A 24331-nucleotide genomic window follows, 5' to 3' on the forward strand; every position below is an offset into this window, starting at 1 on the left:
TGAACGTCGTGATCCGAGAACGTTAGGTGAAAGTACCGAAAACTTATGAAGGAGGCTACCTTTTGATAGGCCCGATATTTCTTAGGGAAGGATTAGTTACAAAGTTCAAAGATCATATTTCAAGCATCCCCTATTGTATAGTAATTCACAATGGTGAAATGCACTCTATTCGTACAGAAAACCACCTAGCAATAGAAGAGGTAAATTCAATCGTTAGTAATTTTACCAATGCAAAGTATCCTATTGTTTGTTCGGCAGGAAGCAAAAGTTCAATTCCTTTTTGGGACTACCATGTTGCCTTAAATAGTAAAAATAATGATAAAGAAGTTTTCGTATCCGAATTATTAGTTAGAGAACCAAGACATGAAAACATGATAAAAGGAATATTAATGGCGTACTATATGTTAATCAACAAAAGACATAATTATGAAAGACTAGTCGTTCCAATTGAATTGGTAAAGATAAAGGAATTTGAAGATATTATTTTTGAATATGATTCCAATAAAAAGTTAACATACTTATACAACAATTAATATTTTCAGAGAAGCGGTACCATCGCATGCACACTGTGGGCCTGGCGGCCCTTGGTCTGCCCGAGGCATTTCGGGGAAGTGTGTTCAGCCAGACATCCCTGTGAGGCTAAGTGGTGGAGCTACCTGGCGCTAACGCGCCTTAAGCCTCTCGGGGTCGGGAATACAAGAATGCTAGGTGAAAGTAAGGGAAATCTATAAATTGAAAGTGGTGCTAGGATGTCCAACAATGACTGGAATGACTTTGTAAGTGAAGTTAGCTGGTTAATTAAGCCTAATGACAATGTAATAGTTTCAGAATCAGTTTTGAATTATCAGATTTTTTCTCCGTCAGATGAATTCAAATCTCTTTTTCCCAGCTTTACCAAGTTACTGATGAAAGCCAGGATAACTCGAGTTGAAGTTAATCACGAGAAGTTTGAACTTTTGGGATGGACAGATGAGGACAACGAATCCTTTGGCTGGCTTTGTAAGTATCCAGTTAATTTAGTTCCATCTCATTTATGTAAAGAACATCAAATATTACTGGGTTATTTCGGTGGGATTACTGAACGGTGGAATGAACAAGAAGAGAGTTGGTTATTAAATCTCAATTCTGCTTTGACAAGTAGTGATTCTGAACAAGGGTTTCAGGGATGGGGTACATATGTAAATGAAGTTTGCCGGGAAGAGGGGATAGAGCTTCTTTTAAACCCGAATGACTATATTGCTTTTGCTTTCGAGGCTAATGGAAATCTGACTTTGTATCATAAAGATACTTTAAGCGTAATTATGTTTGCTCCAGATCATAGTTTTGAACATATAACTCCACTTGATGGATTTCCAGAATACACACTTTACTCAATAGATAATTGTCCTAATTTAATTACATGGATTGAAACGATTGCTAAACAAGAACTAAATAGACTTGCGTGAGAACTCGAAGATGCCCGTACCTTCATCTTGCACCATGTTCCCGTTACGGGGTATTTGGCCCTAACCTTAGGTGTTACGTTGTATGATACGGCTACGCCTGCAGCTGGCGAACAGTTGTCTAATTATACTTTCAAAACCTACTCTGATTACAATGGTACTAACAATGGTGATTATTTTATTTTCAAGGCAATGGTAATACTTTGGGGATGGGTACAGTCACTTCGGCTAGCACGACCGGAGCTCTTCGATTCTCAGCGACTGTTAATGCTACAACATCATCAGCCGGCGGCCCAGTCGTCGCTAACAGAGTTACATTGCGACGTATCCAGTAACCTCGCTATGCAGAGGGGGGGGCAGCATTCGACTAAAAAGCGTAAGCATCCCTGGCATACGACTTGAATTTTGGGAAATAGCAGGAAATTCGATAAAACTCACCATAGATGGGCAATCGGTACCCGTAATTTACGTCGATGGCTGCTTCTACATCCTGTTTAAGAACAAGACCGCGACGCATCGTGTGGAAGTCACAACCTCGGGTGGGCATAATGATTTGGCTACGTATACCTTCAATGTGGACTACACTTAGGATCCAAATATCTCTGAATCGTACGAAAAGGCATATGATTATTTAAAGCAATCCCTTCACTTTCCAAGTGGTCAAACACTAGTTCCGACCGAAGGTCTCTTGACGGGAACACAGGATGGGTCGTCAATATTGGAGTTTACCTTCAAATTGTTTGACGCGGGACAACGGCAGAGTTTACAGACTTACGTAGTACAGGGAACATCTATTTTCACTAGAGATTTGGATAGAACTCTTCACGTTGTAAACTATGTTTATCTAGACTAAAGGAACACAATGACGATTCTGTCTGGTATATCCCCTTACAGTAGGCAGCGAAAAACGGACATCTGTTAAGATGTACTTGACGTTGTTTATCGGAGGGGATTTTTTTGAGAAAAAAGGATGTAGAACGTTTGTTACCCTAAGGAGTAAAATAAAGGCAATTGAACCTCATTATTAGAGGGGGATATGCCGTATCGTGAGGTTACTCAACAGCTTGGTATACGGAGTAAAACTCTGGTTGAGGTTTTGGTGGAAAAATACCAAGAAGATCACCCTTTCGAGAAGACTATTCGCAAAGGTCCCTTGAGAATAATCTTAATCAAGTATATCAAGGAGGTATAAATGTACGAGCCAGTCGAAGAAGAAATTGATATGCAAAGATCAATACTTGGCGAAGAGAGAGAACCGTTTTTGATCAGGTTTTATTTTAACTATAAGTCTACCTTGTATGGATTTGTTGCGAATGGTGAAACGGGCTTCACTCAGTTTGGACTTGATATAATCGCAGCCGGAGTTTCTGCACTAATCATAAATACAATACATAGCTTAAACCATTTAACTAAAGATGATGTTCAAGCAGAGATGCAAAGGAACTACTCAAAGTGTATATTACCAGACCTACAAATGAAAAACCGAGGAAGTATAGAGGCAATCACTTTATTGAAGTCATTAGAAATCGGACTACAAAGTATCCAAAATACGTATGGAGATACCCATATAACAATAGAAAAGATATATGAAAATCAAAAATCAGGACTGTTTAAAGTCTTCAAATAAAACGCTCGCTATGCCCGAGGCATTTCGAGAGGAAAGTCTATATGGAGCGTGCGTATGAAGAAATATGCGATTATTACAGATATCCATGGTAACAGCCCAGCACTTCGTGCTGTTTTATATGATATAAGAAATAGAGATATTGAACACATCTATTGTTTGGGAGACCTTGTCGGTATCGGTCCAAACAGTAAAGAAGTGATTGATTTGTTATGGGAGCAAGAGAATATCTCTTTTGTACAAGGGAATCACGACAATGCTGTAGTTGCGGCATTTTATGATCGAGAGATACCTGAGGGGCATGAGCATGTCCGCATTCATCATAAATGGTTGGCTGAACGAATGAATGAGGATTACATTCGATTCTTAGACTATTTGCCTCCAAGGATAGAAATTGATGGTTGTCTTTTTGTGCACTATCACTTAGATCAACAAAATAAATTCCTGCCAATAGACAATGTGCCAACTGGGGAGAAGTTGGATCTTCTATATAAGGATGAGGCAATGAGATTAGTTTGTTTTGGTCATCATCATATTGTGCATGATTTTATTACGCCGAAAGCTGTTTATTTTAACCCTGGGTCATTAGGTTGTTATCACAAACCAGTAGCTCGTTATGGGATTGTTCAAATTAGTAAGCAGGCAGTAAAAACACAGGTTGTAGAGGTACCTTACGATAATTCTAAATTTTTATGGTCATATAGGGAATTAGGGGTTCCGGATAGTGATTTTATATTGAAGGTTTTTCATGGAGGACAGATTTGATTGAGGAGATGGCGTTAGCGCACCTTAAGCTTTTCGGGTTCGTGAATACATCAAACTTATGTGATATTATTACGAGACGTTGGTATGAAGGCTCATAAGACCAAAAACTGGAGGACGTTTATGAATATTAACCTAATAAATATTAATGGAGCAGAGATAGCCGTTGTTTCCAGCAATGAAATATTGATTACCGATGTTCAGTCTGCCTTGGATCTAATGGCGACTGTAAGATATGAAGTTGATTGCAATCGGATCGTTATAAACAAGTCAGCGATAAGTGAAGATTTTTTTGACTTGAAAACACGCCTTGCTGGGGAAATCCTACAAAAATTTATTAATTATCAAACAAAAATTGCAATCGTTGGTGATTTTGCGTCATATTCGAGTAAGAGTCTAAAGGATTTTATTTATGAGAGTAACAATGGAAGGGATATCTTTTTCTTGTCTAGTGAAGAGCAGGCTATGGAAAAATTGAGTTCGATTTAGTTTGCAGGAGCCAGATTTTCAGTTGAACTATGGATAAAAAATGAGGCTATCCCTAAGGTCTAAAACACAGGCCTTACGGGGTAGCCTCATTTTTTAATCGAAATGGCATGAAGAAGTTCATTTTCGATTTTTGGCAGTTCATATATAATAGTGGATAAAAATGGAGTTGTGGAATGTAGGTGAAACTCTCGAAATGCAATATGGATATTGAGGGGGAACTCATTGAGGAAGATCTCATTTTCTTTTCTTACTTGGTATTGGGATATGCCGAATGGCCTCAATTGGATGATGTAGAAGCATCCGCGGACCTGAAAAACGCATAATTCCTCTAATTTTTTGTCGGTATTCTGGGTTGTAACAATGAATAGGGCACTTTACACAAGCTGGTTTCTCTTCGCCAAATTGGCAGAGGGATAGTCTTTTCAAAGCATAATCATTTATGTCCTGACATTCCTTGCATAACTCTTTATGACGATGCTTTTTCTTACAATATAAACGTATCATTTTTAAAACAATATCTTTTTCTCTTCGGATTTTAGGACCATCATTCAACTGACGTTTTGAATTTTCACTCATATATGAAGATCCTTTCAATGACTATAGACTAATAATACCATCAAATTGATAAAGAAAAGCGGCAGGACTTTTTACATCATTAAGGCATTTTTACGCTGGTCTAATGGATATATGCGGAAGTGCCCTTCGCCATCTAACCGCATTGCGGCCGACTTGAAATCTTCCTAATTATAAATTGAACACTTTGTGGGTGATAATAATGAAGCGAATAGCAATAGATATGGATGAAGTAATGGCTGATTTTCATTCAAAGCACATCCATTTGTATAACTCTAAATATAATGATTCAATTCGTTTTGAAGATTTGAAGGGGACAAGACTTTGGAAGATTCGTTCCGAACGTTCACAGGAAATAATAGATCTTGTTAATGATCCAAGTTTCTTTCGCGACTTGAAGGTTATGGAAGGGAGTCAGGAGGTAATTCAAGAATTAAGTAGGTTTTACGAGATTTTCATTACAACAGCTGCAATGGAGCATCCATCATCATTTCAAGCCAAATTCGAATGGCTAAGTGAGCATTTTCCTTTTATCTCGCCAATGCATTTTGTTTTTTGTGGGGATAAAAGTATCATTAAGGCAGATTACCTAATTGATGATAGCTCCAGACATTTTGGAAGATTTGGAGGACAAGGATTACTTTTTTCCGCTCCTCACAACATGTATGAAACAGGATTTATTCGGGTTAATAATTGGCTTGAAGTTCGAGATTTTTTTAGAAATGACGAAAGAAATTAAATACAACACACTACCGAAAATATGATTTAAAGAAGGTGGATTTTATGAAGATCCAAGTTATTAGAATGAAAAGAGAAGATCAAGAAAAATTTTTGAATTTGTATAACTTGTATTTGTATGACTTATCTGAATACAATGGCGACGAACTTAAAGAAGACGGGAAGTTTGATCCAACGAATACATACTTATATCTCGAAAGGGATGAGTTGCAACCTTTTTTCATCATCAAAGATGATAAAGTTGTCGGATTTATTTTGATTTGCTCAGCTCCATTTGTCTCGGATGGAATAGATTATTCGATACAAGAATTGTTTGTTTTAAAGAAATACAGGGGAAATCAAATAGCTGGAAAAGCGGTTGAATTAGTATTAGAAAAGCTGGAAGGAAAAATAAGAGTAGAGCAATTGAAGGCAAATAAGGCAGCTGTACATTTTTGGAAGAAGTTTTATAACCAAACTGATATCAAATACTCTGAGGGCGAAGAGGTTGTCGAGATAGAAGGCTTAGAAGGTAAACATATTATTGTTTTTCAAGAATTTAAACGATGAGTTTTAAGAGATAGGAGTGAAAGGTATAAGAACATTTATTAAGCTAACCATTTGTATATTCGTATTCAGTTTATTTGTTGGGTGTAATGAGAAGGAAGACGAAGAAGATTTTTTGTATTCCGTGAAAATAAATCATTACATTTATGGATTCTATGATGAGGAAATACCCGCCGAGAATATCGGAAAGGCGATCGAAGAGTATGGTGGTATTTTATGCAAGTACTCAGAATGTCCTGCACCTGATGGGACAGAGTTTTATGAAATAAAGGGCACTTCGATGAACAAGACCATAGCAAGAAAAGTTTATACATCTGAGCAGACTGTAATATACAGGAAATGCGTCAAGATAAAAAAGGATGAATAAGTCGGGACTTTGAAGCCGTGCGAAGACCATCATATTTTTGTAATTTAAATCAGATTGGAGGTTCTTATATTGTCAATTGGTCATTGTTTGGATTGTAAAGGGAAGTGCAAAGATGTAAATCTAGAAGTTTATGAACCATCGGTCAATATTTCAAGTGAGAACGTAAAAGTAATCATGATTTCTGAAGCACTACCAAAGGATATAGACGATTATTTTTATACGACTGAGGAGGCGTCGTTTTTTAAGACGACTCAGCAAGCTTTGGCCGATTCAGGATATTACATAAACTCTCTTGCCGAACTAAAAGCGATGCCCATCTATTTGACGACAGCTATAAAATGCAGCAAGAAAGATTATTTAGTCTCTGCTGGTACAATTAAAAATTGCAGTTTCATTTTGGAAAAAGAGGTTGCCCTGTTTGTGAACGTTAAGTCGATCATGTGTATGGGAGATTTCGCGATCAAATCGATCCAGTACATATTTAAACGGAAGTATGGGGTCAATGTAATCCCTAGCGGCTCGACCTATAAAATCAGAAATCAGGCATATATTTTTAACGGTATTCACTTCTATCCGTCTTACACCCAAACGGGAGACAGCTTCAATATAGAAAAGAGCAAGAGGTCCATGATAGCTGAAGATATAAAAAGCGCATTCGAATATGCCGGTGTCAATTGACGCGACGATGCGGTAAAATATCCCTGTAATTCGAGTTGCGGCCTTTATTTCCGGGAAAGCACTTTTGCTTGAAAAAATTCTTGAACAGTAGAAGCAGGTAACCCATGAAAGAATACCTTATACTCTACCGTTGAACCTTGTCCCATGTGTTCAGGAGCCATTATTTTTGCAGATATCAAACGAGTCGTGTGGGCACTGAACGATGAGCACTTGGGAGCGTTGCGAGTGCTGAAGAATGGCGTACATTTCAGATATAAATTCGATCATGTGGAAGTGAGCGCTATGCCATATCGTGATTTGGCACTGAAGGCGGAGAAACTGCTAAAAGCGTGGGATGAAGGGCGTGGCAATCCATATCTAGCGAGCAACCTAGAGAGCTAACCTTTGTGGATTTGCAGTGTTGGTCAACGAAGCTGCACTCAGGTAGAGGTGCTGAACTTGAACCGTGATCTGGAGAAATACGAGCTGGATTATTCTGACCGTAACCGCAATACAACGGCGTGAGTGTTTTTACTTGGTATGGCAGAGATTATTTCCCTGTTAGCCAGTATTAACAATAAACTAAAAAAATGATGAGATGAGGTCGAGTTGAGATGAGCGGAGTTAGCAGAGGGTTAGAATTGTCAAAGATTATTTTCATTGGAAGAACATTCGAGGAATACATCAAGATGTTCGATTTAACTATTGAGGAAATCCCACGGTTGAAAATATTGGATGCGCCGGCTGGCGCATGTTCGTTTACCGCTGTGGCTAATGCAAAAGGCGGTGATGTTACAGCGATTGATTTGGCTTATTTTCATCCTGTTGATGAGCTGTATGGCAAGGGACAGGAGGACATTCAACAAGCTGTATCAGGGTTGGCAAAAGCGAAAGAAAACTTTGTATGGGAAACCTTTGAGGATATAGCGAGTTTAGAGAGCAATCGGCAGCGGGCATTGGAGGATTGCATCGCTCATATGAAGATTTCGCCTGATCGATACATCCCCTGTGTATTGCCGGACCTGCCTTTTTCCGACGAACAATTTGATTTGACCTTATCGGCGCATTTCTTGTTCATGTACGCGGATCGTTTGGATTTTTCGTTTCATCTTCAGGTGATAAAAGAGCTTTTACGGGTAACGAAGAAGGAAGTCCGGATCTTCCCGTTGGTTGATCTGATGAGCAATCGATATGAGAATTTGGATGCCATTAAGGAGGCTGTTCATGAACTCGGGTGGAAGACGGAAGAGAGATTGGCTCGTTATGAATTTCAAAGAGGAGCAAATTCTTTTCTAAGGATATACAGGGACTAGATACCTATTAAAGGGATGTTGTCCTCTGATCCACTGGAATGTTAGGTTCCGAAACAAGAATGGACTTAGCCACATGAAGAGCCGGGCCGTTTAACGCGCCGAAGGCTCTTTTGTTATTTTTGTAGAGGGATTTGAACACTCGAAAATAGGTGTCGTAGGTTGCTTTGTTCACCGGGTTTGGCGTGTACTTCGCTTGTAGTTGTACCAGGGCTTTAGCGTCTTCCACTTTGCCGATCAACCCAAGGCCAACGGCAGCAATGATGGCTGCACCTACGGCTCCGGCATTTTGCGGGTCGGCGACGGTTTCGATTTCCCGTCCGAGGACATCGGCTAAGATTTGGCACGTTTTGGGGGATATAGCGCCGCCACCGACGAAACGGATGGTTCGAGACGTGCTGATCTTCAGGTCCTGAGCCTCCAACTGCCATCTCAAATGATAGCAAATACCTTCCAGAACGGCGTGGATCATCTCCGTTTTTCCCGTTTCGATGCTGATGTTGAAGAATAAGCCGCGGGCATTTGCGTCCTCAAAGGGAGACCGGTTTCCGTGGAGCCATGGGGTAAAAATGACGCCGTTGCTGCCGGCTGGAATGTCTTTGATGGCGTGCATCATGTAGTCGTAAAGACTGCGGTAAACGGACTCCCGAGATTCGGAAATGTGTTTCTTTTCCAGATAGATGCCGATTTCATCCAGAGCCAGATGGTTCTTCACCCATTCCAGGCATTTTCCCGCGGTCTCCAGTTCGCTGAAATACTGATAGCTTTTGGGGCTTGCTCCTACAATTGAAGCGATCATATTCGTGACATCCAGCACCTGCTTCTTGACCACAGTGGACACCCAGCCGGACGTGCCGAAATAGATATGGGTATCGCCCTCCTCTACAGCGCCTGCCCCTACACCGATGAGAGAAGCGTCGCCGCCTCCGCCAAAAACCGGGGTGCCTTCGGCCAGTTGCAGTTCCGCTGCCGCCTCCGCCGTAAGCTGCCCGACCATTTCCGCACATGGAACGACTCTCGGCAGATGACCGAGGTTCACACCGAACAGTTTGCACAGCCGGGGGCTGAAGGCTTTTTTACCCTCTCTCGCGTCATATAAAAGGGTCGCATAGGCGCTGTCCTCGGTCATCACAAACTCGCCCGTACATTTGCATAACAGGTATTCCTTCACATCAAGCCATTTGTAGACGTTCTGAAAAAGCTCCGGTTCGTTCCGTTGCACCCACTTGTATTTCCACACCGGGTCTTTCACGCTGGCAGGAACTGCACGGGTGATGGCAAGGGATTGCAAGAGCTTAAAAATGTTAACTCCAGCAATCTGTAGTCCGTGCATGACGCCTTCCCGGTGTTCTTTTTTTGCCCGTTGATCCATATAGCTCATGGCCATGCGCACCGGCTCGCCTTGCCTGTCCACTAGAACCAGTCCCTGCATCTGGGCGCAAAACGAAATGCCTTTTATGCTCTCCGCAGGGATATGCGGTTCGGCTAGCACCCGTGCGGTTGTTTTTCCCATGGCTTTCCACCAATCGGACGGGTTCTGCTCGGCACCGCCATTTTCCAAAATAGAAAGATCGTAGCCTTCCATGGCGGAACCAGCAAGGGTCAAAGCTTCCGCTATCCGGTAAAGACATGTTTTTACGCCCGATGTACCGACATCATAGGTAATCACATAATGGTCCATGCCATGCCCCACTTTCCCATTATCCTTCTTGAGAGAGGTTTGATTTGTTCGCGGGCGCCGAAATTTTGGACTCCTTCAACCGCATGGCGCAGGGTAGCGTTGCGGCTGTCATGGCAACAAACAAAAGCATGGGCCAGATAATGGAATCTGTGGAATGAGCGAGAACTTCGAACAGATAAATAAAGGCGATACCGGATATTTGGCCCATCATCAGGATGATTCCGAGGGATGTGCCTTCTTGAACGGGGTATGCCGTCTCCGAGCCGTGCTGGAACAAAATCGGCGCCACCCCCATGATCGTAAATCCGGCGATCCCGGCAATAACGGATACAGGGAAAAAGCCGCCGACAAAGGTGAGCCCGATATATGCCGGTATGAGGAAGACGATAGCCGTAACCAAAAAAGGTATCCGGATTCTTAGCCGGTCGGAAAGAATCGGCAGCACGACCGCCCCGATAATACCAGCAACTACGAAAACCGCTCCCACGACGCCGGCCTGTTCGGATGAAAACCCGCGGGGGCTGAGGATCGTTTCCAGTAAGGTCAACAGAGTGTTGAATATGCCGATGGAGATAAAGCTGATGAACAAGATAAGGGCATAGGGTCTATTAGTAAAAAGGTGCCGCAGCGAGCCCGGACGCAACTCTTCTTTTATCGTAGGGAGATCATCTTCAAAAGCGGAGGGGGATTTCACGGTTGCAAAAAGGATAGCGATGCAGGCGGAAACGATGGCGATGACGGCAAAGAGCATGAACATGTCGGGAATGCCTGATCGTTCTGCCACAATCGGCGCTACAGCCATCGGAACGACAAAACCGATATATTGCGCCAGAGTCAAAATTCCCGCCGCCGTGGCTCTCTCTCCGGGAGGGAACCAATCGGCGGCTACTTTTGTCGAGAGGTTAAGCAGGAAGGGCTGGCCGATGGCCAGGATGAATTGAGCGGTTAGGACGAAGGCGAAGGTATCGGCGAATATCGCCCGCAACAAGCCGAATACAGCGGTAATCGCCGCTCCGGTTACCAAGGCGGTTCGATACCCGAACTTGTCGATGACCCAAGAAGCGGGAATGGAAAATAGAATAAACATGATCATGTAGCTCATGGAACACAGGCTGATCGACATGCTGCCAACACCGTAAAACTCTTCCGCCAAACTGGAAACAGGCGCTAAAGAAAGCCACATGATTTCCGTCGATACGATGATCGGGACGATAGAGAAGAGAATGATCCATTTGATCAGGGTTTGACCGCTGCGTGTGATTGAAATCCCGCCTTCCCGGTATGATATCAGGCTTGCTTCGAATATTTTTTCAAATAGATGAAACGCATCAATTGAGCTTCAATAGGATGAATGGGCTTTGGCGTTCCGAATAAACCGGCGCCCCAGAAGGCTTTGCAGTTCTTTTCCAGCACCATGCCTACTGCGGCCATATCGCTTTCCGTTCCTCCACTGATCAAGGCTCCGGCACCTCGGATGAATACAGCTGAAGCCCGTTTCAAGGCTGAAGAGATTTCGGCAGGGGAATTCTCCACAACCTTGACAGATGTGCCAACGATTTGTGCAAAATCATCTAGCAACGGTTTTAGAGAGGTTTGCTCGGAGCGGGAAAAGGCGAGAACTTCGGGACTGACGCTCCAAGATGTAAACCGGATAGGCGCATGCCGCCGATAGATTTGCCGATAGATTTCCGCTTCTTCCGGCAAAGAGGATTCGCGTTCATCAAACCGAACCTTGAGTTCTTTATCACCATCCATCAACAGGAATCCTTCCTCCATGCGACGGCTGACCAGATACGGTTTTCTGCCGGCTACCCGATCTTCCTGTTCGAAGCGGGTATCTGTGCCTTGTTTCCGGTATTCCGCGGCTGTGTAGTCGCGGCAAACTCTTTCCAACTCCATGGCCACCCGGAATGCTTCGACATCATCGGCCCCGTAGACGAGAGCACCGTGATGTTTCATGATAACCGCTTTTGTTCCTTGGGAACGGGGAAGAGCGGCGGCGACGTTGCGCTGAAGCTTTTTGGTACTGGGGAGTCCGTATTCCGCACAGATGATTTCACCAGCAAGGTCGTAGCCAGGCTTCACCGTGATGGAATCTATACCGCAAGCGCTTATGACGGACGCATATTCTTGGTGGGTATGGATGACGAAGATGGCATCCGGGAATCGCTTGTAGACTTCGGCATGTACGCCTTTTTCCGAGGAAGGTTTGATGCTTCCGCTGTAGCTGCAATCGGAGATTCGGACGGAGACGATATCATCCGGCTTCAGAGACCGGTATTCCCTCCCGCTGGGGGTGATGACAAACTGCCCTCCGTCGATTCGGTGGCTTACATTTCCCCAAGTGCGGGCGATCAGTCCAGTTTCCACCAGCTTGATCCCGGCCTTGATCACTTTCTCTTTGGCTTCTTCAATGGAAATCATGGGCGTTCCTCGATTTGGGCGATATTTTGAAAAACCCGTTCAAACCGCAGCAGCACATCATCAATCATTTCTTTTGTGTAAGCAGCACTGGTGTACAGCCGACTTCCCGCCAAGGTAACGATGCCTTCCGCCATGTAGGCGGCGCCCATGTGTTCCATTTCTTTTTTCCGCTTTGAGGTTTCTGATAGAATAGCAGGGATGCGCCAAGGTTTTAGCCAATCGATGGCATAATGCATCGTTCCTACGGTTTCAAGATGGCAAATTGAGCCTTGGTTGAAAGCGACAAAGGGTAATTTGTATTTTTGGATGAGAGCCTGCAATCCTTCTGTAAGATAATCGCCCATCTCTCCCGATTTGCGGACAGCATCGGTACGCTCGATTTCACTTAGGGTATAGTAACCAGCTACGCAACTTAAAGGATTGGCGGCCATGGTTCCGCCGATCAGCGCTTTTTTGTGTTTGTCGCCGGTTTGAATGCCAGCCGCCAAGTACTTCATATATTCCTTTTTGCCGCCTAAACCGCCGGCTCCCGGATATCCGCCAGCTACCACCTTGCCGAATACCGTCAAATCAGGAGATACCCCGTAATAGCCTTGAGCGCCGGAAAGCCCGATGCGGAACGCCGTGACTACCTCGTCGAATATCAGCAGCGCGCCGTATTTCCTACACAGTTTTTCCACGCCTTTATTGAAATCATAGTCGACTGGCCTTGTGCCGCTTTCCGGACCGACGGGTTCGATCAGGACGGCTGCGGTACCGCCGCGAAGCTGGTTTCGGCGCATCCTTTTCTCCAGATCATGAAGATCGTTGGGGAAGAATTCCTGGGTATGTTTAAATATGTACCGTGGAACGCCATGGGCTTGGGTCCATTTGGAACCGGGGATGCGGATGCCGTAAGCCAATTGATCGCTCCAGCCGTGGTAAGCGCCGCCCATCTTGATGATGTTTTTCTTTTTGGTAGCAAGCCGCGCCACCCGAATCGCTGCCATACACGCTTCCGTCCCGGAACCTAGCATGCGGAACATGTCCACCGTCTCGATGTGATCGGCGATTTTTTTACCCAGTTTATATTCGAATTCATGGAAAAGTCCGGTGGATGGTCCGCAGTCGTTCAACAGCTCAATGACTTTTTCCCGCACCTCGATGGGGTTGCTGCCCAGCACCGTCGGTCCACCCGCTTGAAGAAAGTCGTAATAACGGTTTCCGTCGATATCGTAGAGGTATGCGCCTTCCGCCTTGGTGAACACAAGCGGAAACGGATGGTTGAACGCCAGATTGTGCTGTACGCCGCCGGGAATGACCTCTTTCGCCTCTTCGATCATCTCTTTCGATTTGGCACATTTCTGATCAAAATATTCCTCCTCAATCTTCTTTAAAACATCGGGTTTGATCGAATAAATCGGCAATTTGATCAGTTCGTCGAGCCCGTGGGTAATGATATGGACATCTGGGTATTTGGATATGGCAAAAGACCGATCCATAAAGACGAAAACCTCCATTTTTTCGGATAGGCGGTGCGGATGCAGCAATCTATTCTTTAATATGGTAAAACTATCTAGTTTAGTATTAGTATTTTGAAAAAATAAAAAGATAAAGAATATTTTGAAAGCGGGTTCGAAATATGTCGAAATAACGCATAAAAGAAAACTTGAACCCGATGGAAGAGGTTTCCTGTATAATCTGGAGGGAGGACGCATGACCAGTGGAGCCAAGACACCGGGTGGCGGCCAGGCAATTCCGGAAAATAGCATAGGGGAGAGAATAGGAATGGAGCATTGTTTGATTTGTGAAAGAATCCGAATGATACAAGAAGGCGTGAATCCCTATTTTGTCGCGGAGCTTGAGAGCGGATATGTGGTCATCGGCGATCATCAGTATTTTCAAGGGTATACGTTATTTCTCTGCAAAGAGCATAAACATGAGCTTCATGATCTAGAACCAAAGATGAAGGAACGTTTTCTTTTGGAAATGAGCGAGGTGGCGGAAGCAGTTTATCATGCGTTTCAGCCGAATAAATTGAATTATGAATTGTTAGGAAACGGAGACTCCCATTTACATTGGCACCTCTTTCCTCGCCGGCTTACCGAGCCTAATCCCAAGAATCCGGTTTGGTGGACGGATCGCCAGGTGATGTATGCGGATGAAGCGAAGCCCGCGCCGGATGAACTGCTTGATATGAAGCGGAGATTGTTTGAAGAGCTGCAGAAACGAAAAATATCGATAGTGAGCCATCTCTAAAAAGGAAAATGATCTTCGGTCCTTGTATTGGAGGGAGCGGCCTGTGAAACTTGTTTTTATAGAGAAAGGTTTGGAAGCTTTGGACGCCGTAGAGCCGTTATGGTACGGGCTGCGGGATCATCATGCGCAGCATTCGCTGCATTTTTCCGGGGCTATTGCCAGGCAGCAATTTCAACAACGCACGAGCGAGATAAAGGCGAAGGCAGATCTAGGGAGCGTGCATATCTGTCTGGCGCTGGATGAAGAAAAGGGCCATCCTGTGGGCTATTGTATTAGCAGCATCGATGAATTTAATAAAGGTGAGATTGATTCGATCTATATTCTGGATGGTTACCGGGGATGCGGGATCGGCGATAAGCTGATGACAAACGCTCTGGATTGGCTGCGGGATCATCAAGTAAATGATATTGGCATCAGCGTGATGTACGGGAATGAGGCTGTGTTTTCTTTCTATCAAAAGTACGGCTTTTACCCTAGAACCTATCAATTGCAAAATGTAAAATAGTGAGTACTGGGACCGGATTGAGGGATGGAGTTGGAAAAGACAAACTGGACGAGAATTCGGGCTAGGCAAATGGAAAATGGGGGATAATGGATAATAGCAAGCTGAGAAGGGACTCCGAAAATTCCGTAATAGGATGTGGATCGCAGATGGCAAAACTGACACCTTATTTCTACTCCAATGACGCAAGAGGACAAGCTGCGTTTTATGTGGAAGCCCTCGGCGGTGAGATTGGCGACCAAATGACATATGGACAAGCCCCCGGCACGGACGAGGCGATGAAGGAAAAAATCATTCACATGACCTTCACGGCCGCCGGCGTGGCGTTCTTTATCGCCGATACGATGCATGAGCCGCCGGGAACAACCAGCGGATATGATTTGAATTTGGAGTTTAATACGGAGGATGAAGCTAGACGTGCTTTCTCCAACTTGTCGGAGGGTGGCACAGTGATAATGCCTTTGGAAAAGCAGTTTTGGGGGACGCTGTTCGGCCGGTTGGAGGATAAGTACGGCATCAAGTGGCAAATCAGCACGGAAGCGCAAGGAAAGTAACTGTCCGAAAGAATAACCGAAACTTGCAGCCCTCGGGGGTTGCTTTTTTTTGTTGTCCATCTGATTTGACGAAGGAGATTGCGCCACACTATAATTTGTAGTGTACCGACAAAAGGAGTGCATAGCAGTGAGAGTGAACACGTTTAAGTTCCAGGGCAGCGGGTTAAACCGCTTTTTCGGCCCACTTGAAGCCAAGGTTATGGAGGTGATTTGGAGCGAAGCGCAGCCAGTGACGATTAAAGAGGTCAACGCGAAAATCAATGAAGAGAAAACGATGAGCTTCAATACAATCATGACCGTCATGAACCGGTTGGTGGATAAGGGCATCCTGCAAAAAAAACTGTCGGAGAAATCGTACAAATACAGCGCGGTTGCTACGAAAGAGCAATTCCTTGAGGAACAGTCGAAGGAACTGTCTTACGATCTGGTAAAAGAATTCGGTTCTTTGGCGGTCACCCATTTGGTTGATGCCATGGAGCAAGTGGATCCTGAGCTGCTCAAGCAGTTGGAACGGCAAATTGAAAAATGGAAAGAGGAGCAGTAAGCCATGTGGGAAAAGCGTTCCAATTGGATGCTAATCTTCGTCATGCTAACCGCGGGTATGGTTTTTGTGCAGTTTGCGATGTTTTTGGGTCAGTTCCTTTTCCATATCCGGATGCCCATGAACCTGTTTAATCTATGTATCGAGTATTTGCGGTTCATCGGAATGCCCGTGAGGATGAACTTGATGATCTTTTTAGTGGGAAGCACGCTCATGATTTCTCTCGGCGCAGTTATTCGAGAAATCGCCGCAAGCTTGCGGTGGCGCAAGCTGGAGCTTCGCCTAGGGGACGAAGAGCGGAAACGGCTCCTTTGTACTGAACACGGACTATCTCCAATGGACTTGACCGTCATCGATCATAATGAACCTGTTGCAATGACCATTGGCGTGCTGCGGCCGCGGATCGTGTTGTCGACAGGATTAATCAGCACTTTAAGCTCTGTCGAGCTGCGTGCGGTCATTGCCCATGAGAAGTTCCATCTGATGAAGAAGCATCCTTTGGCGATGTTACTGCTATCCCTTTTGGCATTGACGTTTTGGTACATTCCTATTTACAAATGGGTGATGGACAAGTATAAGGTGCTCATCGAGCTGATGGCCGACCGTCACGCGGTTCAAACAACAGGCAGCGCAGCTGGACTTGGAGGGGCATTGCTCGTTCTTATTAAACGGGGCCAAGGGACCCCATCGGCATTAGGCAATGTTTCCTTCGCCGGCACGGCCCTCAATCTTCGCCTCAAACAGCTGATGGATCCGCAGTTTAAGCCGGCTTTCCGACCGCCAGTAGTTGCCAGCTGCATCTCCGTTGTCATTTTCACGTTCGTCGTTTTCGGTCTTTTTTAGCAGGATAATAGGATGCGTCTTGCCGCAGGATCGGCAATGGCGTTTTCCTTAACACATTAAAACTACATAACGTAGTGTAAAAACGAGGAGGAAGAACCGCATGAACTATATTTGGGATAACAAGCATTTTATCATCACTCATTTCCCTATCGTCTTGTTACTGTTCAGCTTCTTGTTCGACCTTGCGGGGTTGATTTGGAAAAAACGCGAATGGCATTCGTCCGCACTTGTCTGCCTCGTTGTCGGCACGTTAAGTACCATTGCTGCAGTGCTGACGGGACCGCAGATGATGCGGAATTCGGACGTGGAAACCCATGAGATGTACGGAAAACTAACGATGATCTTGGCGATCGTACTTTGCGTGGTGCGCATAGGCATCTGGCTGTGGAAGAAGAAAGACGTCGGCCGTTCCCCCATCTACTTGATCGCATCTTTGGTAGCTGTGGTTCTCGTTATGTATACCGGCCATCTCGGCGGTAAAATGGTACATCGCCCTTTTAATCCAGGGCAATTCCAGCAGGGGCAATTGGGCGGCGGAACAGGTGAGATGCGCGGCGGCGGTCCCGGCCAAAATGGGCAGGATCGCATGCAAGGCGGCGGGCAGGCAACAGGCGGTCAAGCACCGGGAGACAACGGTACCGCTCAACCGGCAAATTCGACAAACCCTTAGGAGAACGGCAGAAATGCCGTTTTCTTTTTTTGCCGGTACGATTTCGTGATACGATAAGAAGGACATGCAACCTGTCGAATGAAAAGAGAAACCGGATTTGGAGATGACGAAGATGTTGTTTGGACCATCTGACAATCAAAAAAGCTATGAGTTGACCAGTCCGACGCTGCTGCCGAAGGCTTCGGGGTTTCTGTGGAATGAGCGGATGATGATCCATATGAATTGCCGCGGATATGCGGTGGCTCAGTTTATGCAGCCGGAGCCGGCGAAGTACTCCCATGCCCCCAATTTGGAAGCGAAGACGTTCATGCAGCCGGAGCAGCCCTACTATGCCCATCACCCGGGGCGTTTTGTATATGTAAAGGACGAGGAGAGCGGGGCGGTTTTTTCGGCTCCTTATGAACCGGTTCGTACGCAGCCGGATCAATATACGTTTACGGTGGGAAAGCATACGATTGCCTGGAAGGTCGAGAATCATGACATTCGTATTGAAATGAGCTTAAGCCTGCCGAAGGAGGACCCGTTGGAACAGTGGCGGATTAAGGTGACCAACCTTGCGGGCAAAAAACGTGAATTGAGCATATACCCCTATTTCTCGGTAGGATACATGAGCTGGATGAATCAATCCGGTGAATATAAAGATGATCTGCAAGGCATCGTTTGCTCTTCGATATCGCCGTACCAGAAATACCAGGAATACGACAAGATCAAAAAGCTGAAGGACAAAACGTTCCTGCTTGCCGATCAAAAGCCTTACTCCTGGGAGGTTAGTCAAGAAGCTTTCGAAGGAGAAGGCGGCATCACTCTGCCGTCGGCTATTCAAGACGATTCCTTGGCAAACGGTGACGCCCGCTATGAAATGCCGGCTGCCGTTTTGCAGTACCGCTTGGAGCTTGCGCCCGGCGAGGAACGGGAATACCGTTTTCTTTTCGGTCCGGCGAAAACGGAAGCGGAAATCGCCGGTATTCGGGAAACGTATTTCCTGCATAAGAACGTGGACGGGGAAACCGGTTTCGAATCAGCTGAGCGGGAATATGCGGAATATATCAATGAAGGGTGTGGGTGCATCGAAATCGACACGCCGGACGCCGGACTGGACAACATGGTGAACCATTGGCTTCCCCGGCAAATGTACTACCATGGCATAACCAACCGGCTGACGACTGATCCCCAAACCCGCAACTATCTTCAAGACAATATGGGGATGAGCTACATCACTCCGTCCGTTACCCGAGCCGCTTTTCTCACGGCGCTAAGCCAGCAAAAGGCAAGTGGGGCGATGCCGGACGGCATTATTTTGCATGAGGAAGCCGAACTGAAATATATCAACCAGGTGCCCCATACGGATCACTGCGTTTGGCTGCCCATTTGTCTGGACACTTATTTGGACGAAACAGACGATTACTCCATCCTGGAGGAAGTCGTTGCTTATGCCGGCGAAGAGGAAACGGCAACCGTAGCGGAGCACATCGACCGGGCGATGCGCTGGCTGATTGGCGACCGGGACGAGCGGGGGTTGAATTATATCAATCAAGGCGATTGGTGCGACCCGATGAATATGGTGGGCTACAAAGGAAAAGGCGTCTCCGGCTGGCTGACCATCGCCACGGCATACGCGTTTTCGGTCTGGGCGAATATTTGCGAGGCAAGCGGCAGGCTGGATGCCGGGAAAGATTTCCGTGAAGAAGCGGAGAAAACCAATGAAACGGTCAACCGCTACCTGTGGGATGGGGATTGGTATATTCGGGGCATAACGGACGATAATGTGCCCTTCGGCATCAGCAAGGATCAGGAAGGCCGCATCTTCATCAATCCGCAAGGATGGGCGCTGTTAAGCGGTGCTGCTGATAAGGAGAAGCGCGAGAAGCTCCTGCATGAAGTAAGCAAGCAGTTGGAAACCCCATATGGTGTGGAAAAGCTGGCCCCTTCTTATACGGCGATGCGGGAAGATGTGGGCCGTGTGACCCAAAAGCATCCGGGAACGGCGGAGAACGGAGCTGTCTATAATCATGCCGCCGCTTTCTATATCTATGGGTTGTACGCAGTAAAGGAACAGGACAACGCCTATCGACTGCTTCGGAAAATGATCCCAGGCCCGGACGTTGATGATTTCGTCAGACGGGGTCAACTGCCTGTTTTCATCCCTAACTATTACCGCGGCGCCTACCGGCAATTCCCCCGCACCGCCGGCCGATCCAGCCACCTGTTTAACACAGGTACGGTTTCATGGGTTTATCGGATTTTGATCGACGGGCTGTTTGGGCTGAAAGGAAGCAGACAGGGGCTGCAAATCAAGCCACAGCTTCCTTCCCATTGGGAAAAGGCTACAGTGAAGCGCCAATTTCGCGGGGCGAAACTGGCCATAGAAATGACACGGGCGGAAGGCGTGCAAGAAATAGAAGTGTATCTCGATGGTCGCAGGGCTGAGGGTGGAGTCATCAAGGATTTGCAGCCCGGCGTCAGCTATACGGTGCAGGTGAATATTCCTTTTGAAGCTAAAGAATAGGTTTCGGCGGCTTCCGCTAATGGGTTGACAGCTAACGGTTTACTGTTGTAGACTGAGTGTGGGTTACAATTGTAGACTGTGAAATGAGGTGCTGAAACCATGGAGCTGGCCGAGAAGATATCCAATGCCGAGCTTGAGGTCATGAAGATTTTATGGAGATCAGATGCGCCTGTATCGTCGGTCTCCATCCGCAGCGAGCTGCAAGCGGAAAAAGGCTGGGAGAAATCGACTATCTTGACGTTAATCCGCAGGCTTCAGGATAAAGAGGTGATCAACGCCGAAAAGCGGGATGTCCTCTATTATTCACCGAATATAACTGAGGCGGATTTTACGGCCTTTCAAATGCAGGAAATGGCTGACAAGCTGTACAAAGGCAGTGTAAAAAATTTGGTCGCCGCTCTTTGTCACGGCGGTAAGCTAAGCGAAGATGATGTGGATGAGCTGAAGGCGTTTTTTAAGGTGGAGGGGCAAGATGCGTGAGTGGTTTGCCGTTTTCCTATCCCTGTCGGTTTCAGGTTCGCTAATCGCGGTTGTTTTGCTCACGCTGAGGCCCTTTGCTCGCCGCTGGTTTTCTCACACATGGCAGTATTATATTTGGCTGATCGTCGTGGCGCGCTTACTGCTGCCGGTCACACTGGAGCCGAATGTCATAGGCGGCTGGCTTGAGCGAAACGGGGCTGTTCATTCCGCTCTTGGTTTCTCGGAGGCTCCGGCTGTTGCTGTAGAGTCAAACGAGGGTGTTACAGATTCTTTGCCGGTTTCAAATACTCATACGGAAAAAGTGGCGGATGCATCAGATCAAGATCAGCCAAAGCAAGATCATCTTGTATGGAAGCTATGGCCCTACCTGTGGCGGGTCTGGATCATCGGCGCCATCGGCATGTTCCTATACCGCTGGATAGGATACAAACGGTTTACCAACCGGCTAAAGGTAGGCAACACAGCGGTCACGTCACCAAACATGCGGTCCGTTCTGGAAACATGCAGACGGGAACTGGGCCTACGCGGGCATGTGGAGTTTTATTTGAATCCGCTAGTCACGACCCCGATGCTGGTGGGATTCAAGCAGCCTGCTATTCTATTGCCGAACCACACCTACACCGACGATGAGCTGCGCTATATTTGCCTGCATGAGCTCACTCATTTTAAACGGATGGATTTGAGTTACAAATGGTTGACACAGGCAGCTCTTTGTCTGCACTGGTTCAATCCCCTTGTTCACTATGCCGCTAAAGAAATCGACCGGTTATGTGAGCTGAGCTGCGATGAGTCCGTCATCCGGAAAATGAATGCCCATGAAAAACAAGGATACGGGAATACGCTGATCGCTATGGCGGCTCTGGGATCAACGAGACGATCACTCTTTTCCGGGGCGATGAGCGAACAAAAGCGGCATCTGAAGGAAAGATTGGCCGCAATTATGCGGTCCCAACCAAAAAGCAGCAGGGTTACGATCGTCTCTTTAGCCATTGCGATCTTGTTAGTCGGCAGCGCACTGGTAGTAGGTGCGGTGACAGCATCCGGCAGTCAGAACGGCAATACGCCGAAAACAGGCCGTGGGTCAGTTTCGCCTCCAGTGGTTTTATATGCAGGGTACGATCTCGATCGAATTGCCCAAGACAGGAACCCCTACGTGGGCAATCACGTGAAAGATGGCCGGTTGATTGCGCAACTTCTTTCTCCCGATCCCTTCTACGTTCAGCATTTTTTGGCTTTGCAAACAGCCCGGCAGCCCTATGGACTTACGGCATTTTATGAACCGACGGCTAGTTCCAATGTTCCCAGAGCCTCCGTTCCAACCGATTTCGGTCCGAATTCGGATCTGGCCGTAATTTGCAGCAAGAATGCTCTCGTCTTGTTCGCCATGATCGATAATGTGGACGATATCACCTTTGCTTTTCGAAACACATCATCAGCTTATGAACTGGACGAGTCAGCGTATGGAGTTCATCTCACGTTTCATCGGGCAGACTTCGCCGCAAAGTACGATCTAAGCGAATTGAGCCGCAGCACGGAGTCGTTGGGCAAGGAGCTGGAAAATTGGGGAACATCCGCTGAACTCGGCAAGCTTCAGTAATGAGAGGGCCGCCGCTTTTATCAATAACGGGTTCTCCTTTTAGGTGCAAAGTGCTTAATTGACTATAAAGTAGACATTCAAACTGACCTTGGTTTGGATGTCTATTTTTCTTTTTGTATAAAGTTTTCATTGGTTTCCTTCGAATGGCTTTCTAGTGATGGTAATGTGAAATAACAAATCTGGAACTTGATAATCACGAACATTTGTTCTATCATGATGAGTGGTGTTAATAATATCCAATTCAATCGTTTGAGGTGATGAAGTGCCAATGAGCGAGATAATTAGGTATGAAGTAAACGAAGATAATGCTTATTCTGGTTTTGTTGAAGCAGGAGATTTTATTTTTTTAAGTTTCTGCGTTGGAAATGTTGGAGGCACAATTGATGAACAAGTAGAAGGCGCTCTCCATAACATGAGCGAGAGATTAGAAAAAGTAAATCTAACTTTGGACTCAGTAGTTAAAGTAGATGTATTGCTCAGAGATGTTTGGGATATCCCTGTAATGGAGAAGGTTTTCAAGCAACGATTTAAAGGAAATTATCCTGCGAGAAAGACTATTTCCACGGAATTTGCACACAAAGGCGGTCCTAATGGGCTTAAAGTTCAAATTGATGCGGTAGCATATAAGGGGAAATAATATCATACAGCAAGTCAAAAAAGACAGCGATTATCGCTGTCTTTTTTGATCAATAACGCCCAAACTTAGTGCCAATTACTTTGTCAATTTTGTTTTTGCGTCCGAAAGAAACCCGTTACTTTTGTGAAGGGCGGCTTTTTTTTATCCATGCAGCTCTTGTGCTGTTTTTGCGAGCAAGGTTGACTTTTCACTGCGACCATGATATTAGTAGATTAGTAATTTAGTAAAACTGAAATTCAGAGTTAAGGGGGTAAGTAGGATCATGGATAAAAGCCGGCGCAAAGAACTGCAAGAAGCGTATAGTCAAATCAAGATTTTCATGGGTGTCATCCAAATCAAAAATACCGTCAACGGAAAAATATACATTGGCGCCTATCCTAATTTGAAAAATAAATGGATGACCATCACCGCTCAGTTGGATATGGGCAGGTTCGCGAATTTGGAGCTGCAAAAGGAATGGAAGGAATTCGGTGCAGGCGTTTTTGAATATGAGGTGTTGGAGCAAAAGGATGCCGGAGAGCTCAGCGATGTGCGCTGGGAAATGACGGTCATGGAAAAGGTATGGCATGAAAAGCTGCAGCCCTATGGAGAGAAAGGGTACAATCGGCCGCTGAGATAGGGGAAACAGAAAAACACGCCACCGGACAGCCGGGTAGGCGTGTTTTTCATTTGCGCGGCTTATATCAATTGCAGATCATCAAAGCTTTTCACAAAATGAAATTGTTCCAGAAGATTGACTTCGCGGGCAATCCGCTTCAATTGTATTTGTCCGACTGGTGTCAACGGATTGATGAAATGTACCCCCTTGAAATCAGCATATGCTCTATAGGCTTCTTCCAAGTATGGCAGGACGTCCGGTTGGAAGGTCGATAGATGGATGCAGTCAATGACGATGTTGTATTCTGCCTTGTTTAACGATGCGGTGTGCCTCTGATAGTCGATGAAAAACTGCTCAGCATCCTCGATGCTATAGAAACCGAAAAGGTTGATGCGAAAGACTTTTGCCTCTTCATCTACCCACATTTCATGTCTTCCGTGAAAGCTCGGGCGATCGCTTGTTGATGATTCGGTAGTCATTTGAAAATGTACTATGTCCCTCCCACTATGTTTAAAATGGTTATATTACGACAAGTATCGTACAATGCATGAC

The 24331-nt window shown here is 45.8% G+C and carries 27 protein-coding genes and 1 pseudogene; 22 read left to right on the forward strand and 6 right to left on the reverse strand.

The genetic code is table 11. The features are described 5' to 3' along the window. The first annotated feature begins 26 nt into the window (after positions 1–26). The 5 genes from TJ79_RS23195 to TJ79_RS23215 all read left to right on the forward strand — a co-directional run bounded on the left by TJ79_RS23195 (position 27) and on the right by TJ79_RS23215 (position 4317). Positions 27–533, forward strand: a complete 507-nt coding sequence (locus tag TJ79_RS23195; protein ID WP_155988011.1) for a hypothetical protein — start codon at positions 27–29, stop codon at positions 531–533. Between the two features lie 216 nt (positions 534–749). Continuing rightward, complete coding sequence (locus TJ79_RS26325) at positions 750–1445, forward strand: hypothetical protein (RefSeq protein WP_052339907.1); 696 nt, start codon at positions 750–752, stop codon at positions 1443–1445. A gap of 1189 nt (positions 1446–2634) precedes the next feature. Beyond that, complete coding sequence (locus tag TJ79_RS26330) at positions 2635–3069, forward strand: ribosomal-processing cysteine protease Prp (RefSeq protein ID WP_052339908.1); 435 nt, start codon at positions 2635–2637, stop codon at positions 3067–3069. A gap of 54 nt (positions 3070–3123) precedes the next feature. After that, positions 3124–3831, forward strand: a complete 708-nt coding sequence (locus tag TJ79_RS23210; RefSeq protein ID WP_040952736.1) for a metallophosphoesterase family protein — start codon at positions 3124–3126, stop codon at positions 3829–3831. 120 nt (positions 3832–3951) lie between these two features. Beyond that, complete coding sequence (locus TJ79_RS23215) at positions 3952–4317, forward strand: DUF4180 domain-containing protein (protein ID WP_040952737.1); 366 nt, start codon at positions 3952–3954, stop codon at positions 4315–4317. A 234-nt stretch (positions 4318–4551) separates the two neighbouring features. Here TJ79_RS23215 and TJ79_RS26930 read toward each other — a convergent pair whose 3' ends face one another. After that, complete coding sequence (locus tag TJ79_RS26930) at positions 4552–4893, reverse strand: nitrous oxide-stimulated promoter family protein (RefSeq protein ID WP_081757109.1); 342 nt, start codon at positions 4891–4893, stop codon at positions 4552–4554. A gap of 199 nt (positions 4894–5092) precedes the next feature. On the opposite strand from TJ79_RS26930, the gene TJ79_RS23220 reads away from it, so the two are divergent. From TJ79_RS23220 to TJ79_RS23240, 6 genes and pseudogenes are all read left to right on the forward strand, one after another. Further along, positions 5093–5629, forward strand: a complete 537-nt coding sequence (locus tag TJ79_RS23220; RefSeq protein ID WP_040952738.1) for a 5' nucleotidase, NT5C type — start codon at positions 5093–5095, stop codon at positions 5627–5629. Between the two features lie 44 nt (positions 5630–5673). Next, a complete protein-coding gene (locus TJ79_RS23225; RefSeq protein WP_040952739.1) occupies positions 5674–6177 on the forward strand; it encodes a GNAT family N-acetyltransferase in 504 nt (167 codons plus the stop codon). Positions 6178–6298: 121 nt separating this feature from the next. Continuing rightward, a complete protein-coding gene (locus TJ79_RS23230; protein WP_238323118.1) occupies positions 6299–6541 on the forward strand; it encodes a hypothetical protein in 243 nt (80 codons plus the stop codon). Between the two features lie 69 nt (positions 6542–6610). Further along, positions 6611–7219, forward strand: coding sequence for a uracil-DNA glycosylase family protein (locus TJ79_RS23235; RefSeq protein ID WP_040952741.1), 609 nt, complete (start codon positions 6611–6613; stop codon positions 7217–7219). A 123-nt stretch (positions 7220–7342) separates the two neighbouring features. Next, positions 7343–7600 (forward strand): annotated as a pseudogene (locus TJ79_RS28700) (hypothetical protein); the annotation flags it as partial. A gap of 287 nt (positions 7601–7887) precedes the next feature. Then, positions 7888–8511 carry an SAM-dependent methyltransferase gene (locus TJ79_RS23240; protein WP_337588963.1) on the forward strand — a complete coding sequence of 208 codons (624 nt, stop codon included), beginning with the start codon at positions 7888–7890 and terminating at the stop codon, positions 8509–8511. A gap of 7 nt (positions 8512–8518) precedes the next feature. Here TJ79_RS23240 and TJ79_RS23245 read toward each other — a convergent pair whose 3' ends face one another. The 4 genes from TJ79_RS23245 to TJ79_RS23260 form a co-directional block, all read right to left on the reverse strand. Further along, complete coding sequence (locus TJ79_RS23245) at positions 8519–10189, reverse strand: xylulokinase (protein WP_081757113.1); 1671 nt, start codon at positions 10187–10189, stop codon at positions 8519–8521. 19 nt (positions 10190–10208) lie between these two features. Then, entirely contained in the window at positions 10209–11372 is a 1164-nt protein-coding gene (locus TJ79_RS23250) for an MFS transporter (RefSeq protein ID WP_238323119.1), read from the reverse strand. A 104-nt stretch (positions 11373–11476) separates the two neighbouring features. Then, positions 11477–12613: a class II aldolase/adducin family protein gene (locus tag TJ79_RS26335; RefSeq protein WP_052339910.1), complete on the reverse strand. Its 1137-nt coding sequence runs from the start codon at positions 12611–12613 to the stop codon at positions 11477–11479. Further along, positions 12610–14094, reverse strand: coding sequence for an aspartate aminotransferase family protein (locus TJ79_RS23260; protein WP_040952743.1), 1485 nt, complete (start codon positions 14092–14094; stop codon positions 12610–12612). The genes TJ79_RS26335 and TJ79_RS23260 overlap by 4 nt, the downstream gene beginning before the upstream one ends. 319 nt (positions 14095–14413) lie before the next feature. Between TJ79_RS23260 and TJ79_RS23265 the strand changes: the two genes are divergently transcribed. The 11 genes from TJ79_RS23265 to TJ79_RS23315 all read left to right on the forward strand — a co-directional run bounded on the left by TJ79_RS23265 (position 14414) and on the right by TJ79_RS23315 (position 23800). Then, positions 14414–14851: an HIT family protein gene (locus TJ79_RS23265; protein WP_238323120.1), complete on the forward strand. Its 438-nt coding sequence runs from the start codon at positions 14414–14416 to the stop codon at positions 14849–14851. Positions 14852–14894: 43 nt separating this feature from the next. Beyond that, positions 14895–15356 carry a GNAT family N-acetyltransferase gene (locus TJ79_RS23270; RefSeq protein ID WP_040952744.1) on the forward strand — a complete coding sequence of 154 codons (462 nt, stop codon included), beginning with the start codon at positions 14895–14897 and terminating at the stop codon, positions 15354–15356. Positions 15357–15502: 146 nt separating this feature from the next. Next, entirely contained in the window at positions 15503–15907 is a 405-nt protein-coding gene (locus TJ79_RS23275; RefSeq protein ID WP_040952745.1) for a VOC family protein, read from the forward strand. Positions 15908–16034: 127 nt separating this feature from the next. Further along, positions 16035–16451, forward strand: a complete 417-nt coding sequence (locus TJ79_RS23280) for a BlaI/MecI/CopY family transcriptional regulator (protein ID WP_040952746.1) — start codon at positions 16035–16037, stop codon at positions 16449–16451. 3 nt (positions 16452–16454) lie between these two features. After that, positions 16455–17291, forward strand: coding sequence for a M56 family metallopeptidase (locus tag TJ79_RS26340; RefSeq protein ID WP_052339911.1), 837 nt, complete (start codon positions 16455–16457; stop codon positions 17289–17291). A gap of 100 nt (positions 17292–17391) precedes the next feature. Further along, on the forward strand, positions 17392–17961 hold the full coding sequence (locus TJ79_RS23290) for a DUF2231 domain-containing protein (RefSeq protein WP_040952747.1): 570 nt from the start codon (positions 17392–17394) through the stop codon (positions 17959–17961). A gap of 103 nt (positions 17962–18064) precedes the next feature. Further along, positions 18065–20467, forward strand: a complete 2403-nt coding sequence (locus TJ79_RS23295; protein ID WP_238323122.1) for a GH36-type glycosyl hydrolase domain-containing protein — start codon at positions 18065–18067, stop codon at positions 20465–20467. Positions 20468–20566: 99 nt separating this feature from the next. Further along, on the forward strand, positions 20567–20947 hold the full coding sequence (locus tag TJ79_RS23300; RefSeq protein WP_040952749.1) for a BlaI/MecI/CopY family transcriptional regulator: 381 nt from the start codon (positions 20567–20569) through the stop codon (positions 20945–20947). Then, positions 20940–22544, forward strand: coding sequence for a M56 family metallopeptidase (locus tag TJ79_RS23305; RefSeq protein WP_040952750.1), 1605 nt, complete (start codon positions 20940–20942; stop codon positions 22542–22544). The genes TJ79_RS23300 and TJ79_RS23305 overlap by 8 nt, the downstream gene beginning before the upstream one ends. Before the next feature lie 268 nt (positions 22545–22812). Continuing rightward, complete coding sequence (locus TJ79_RS23310; RefSeq protein WP_040952751.1) at positions 22813–23181, forward strand: RidA family protein; 369 nt, start codon at positions 22813–22815, stop codon at positions 23179–23181. A gap of 262 nt (positions 23182–23443) precedes the next feature. Continuing rightward, positions 23444–23800 (forward strand): GIY-YIG nuclease family protein, encoded by a 357-nt coding sequence (locus TJ79_RS23315; protein ID WP_040952752.1) that lies wholly within the window; start codon positions 23444–23446, stop codon positions 23798–23800. Positions 23801–23859: 59 nt separating this feature from the next. On the opposite strand, the gene TJ79_RS26345 is transcribed toward TJ79_RS23315, so the two are convergent. Continuing rightward, on the reverse strand, positions 23860–24204 hold the full coding sequence (locus TJ79_RS26345) for a hypothetical protein (RefSeq protein WP_052339912.1): 345 nt from the start codon (positions 24202–24204) through the stop codon (positions 23860–23862). Positions 24205–24331: the final 127 nt, after the last annotated feature.

The organism is Gorillibacterium massiliense, assembly GCF_000455485.1.
Classification (GTDB): domain Bacteria; phylum Bacillota; class Bacilli; order Paenibacillales; family NBRC-103111; genus Gorillibacterium; species Gorillibacterium massiliense.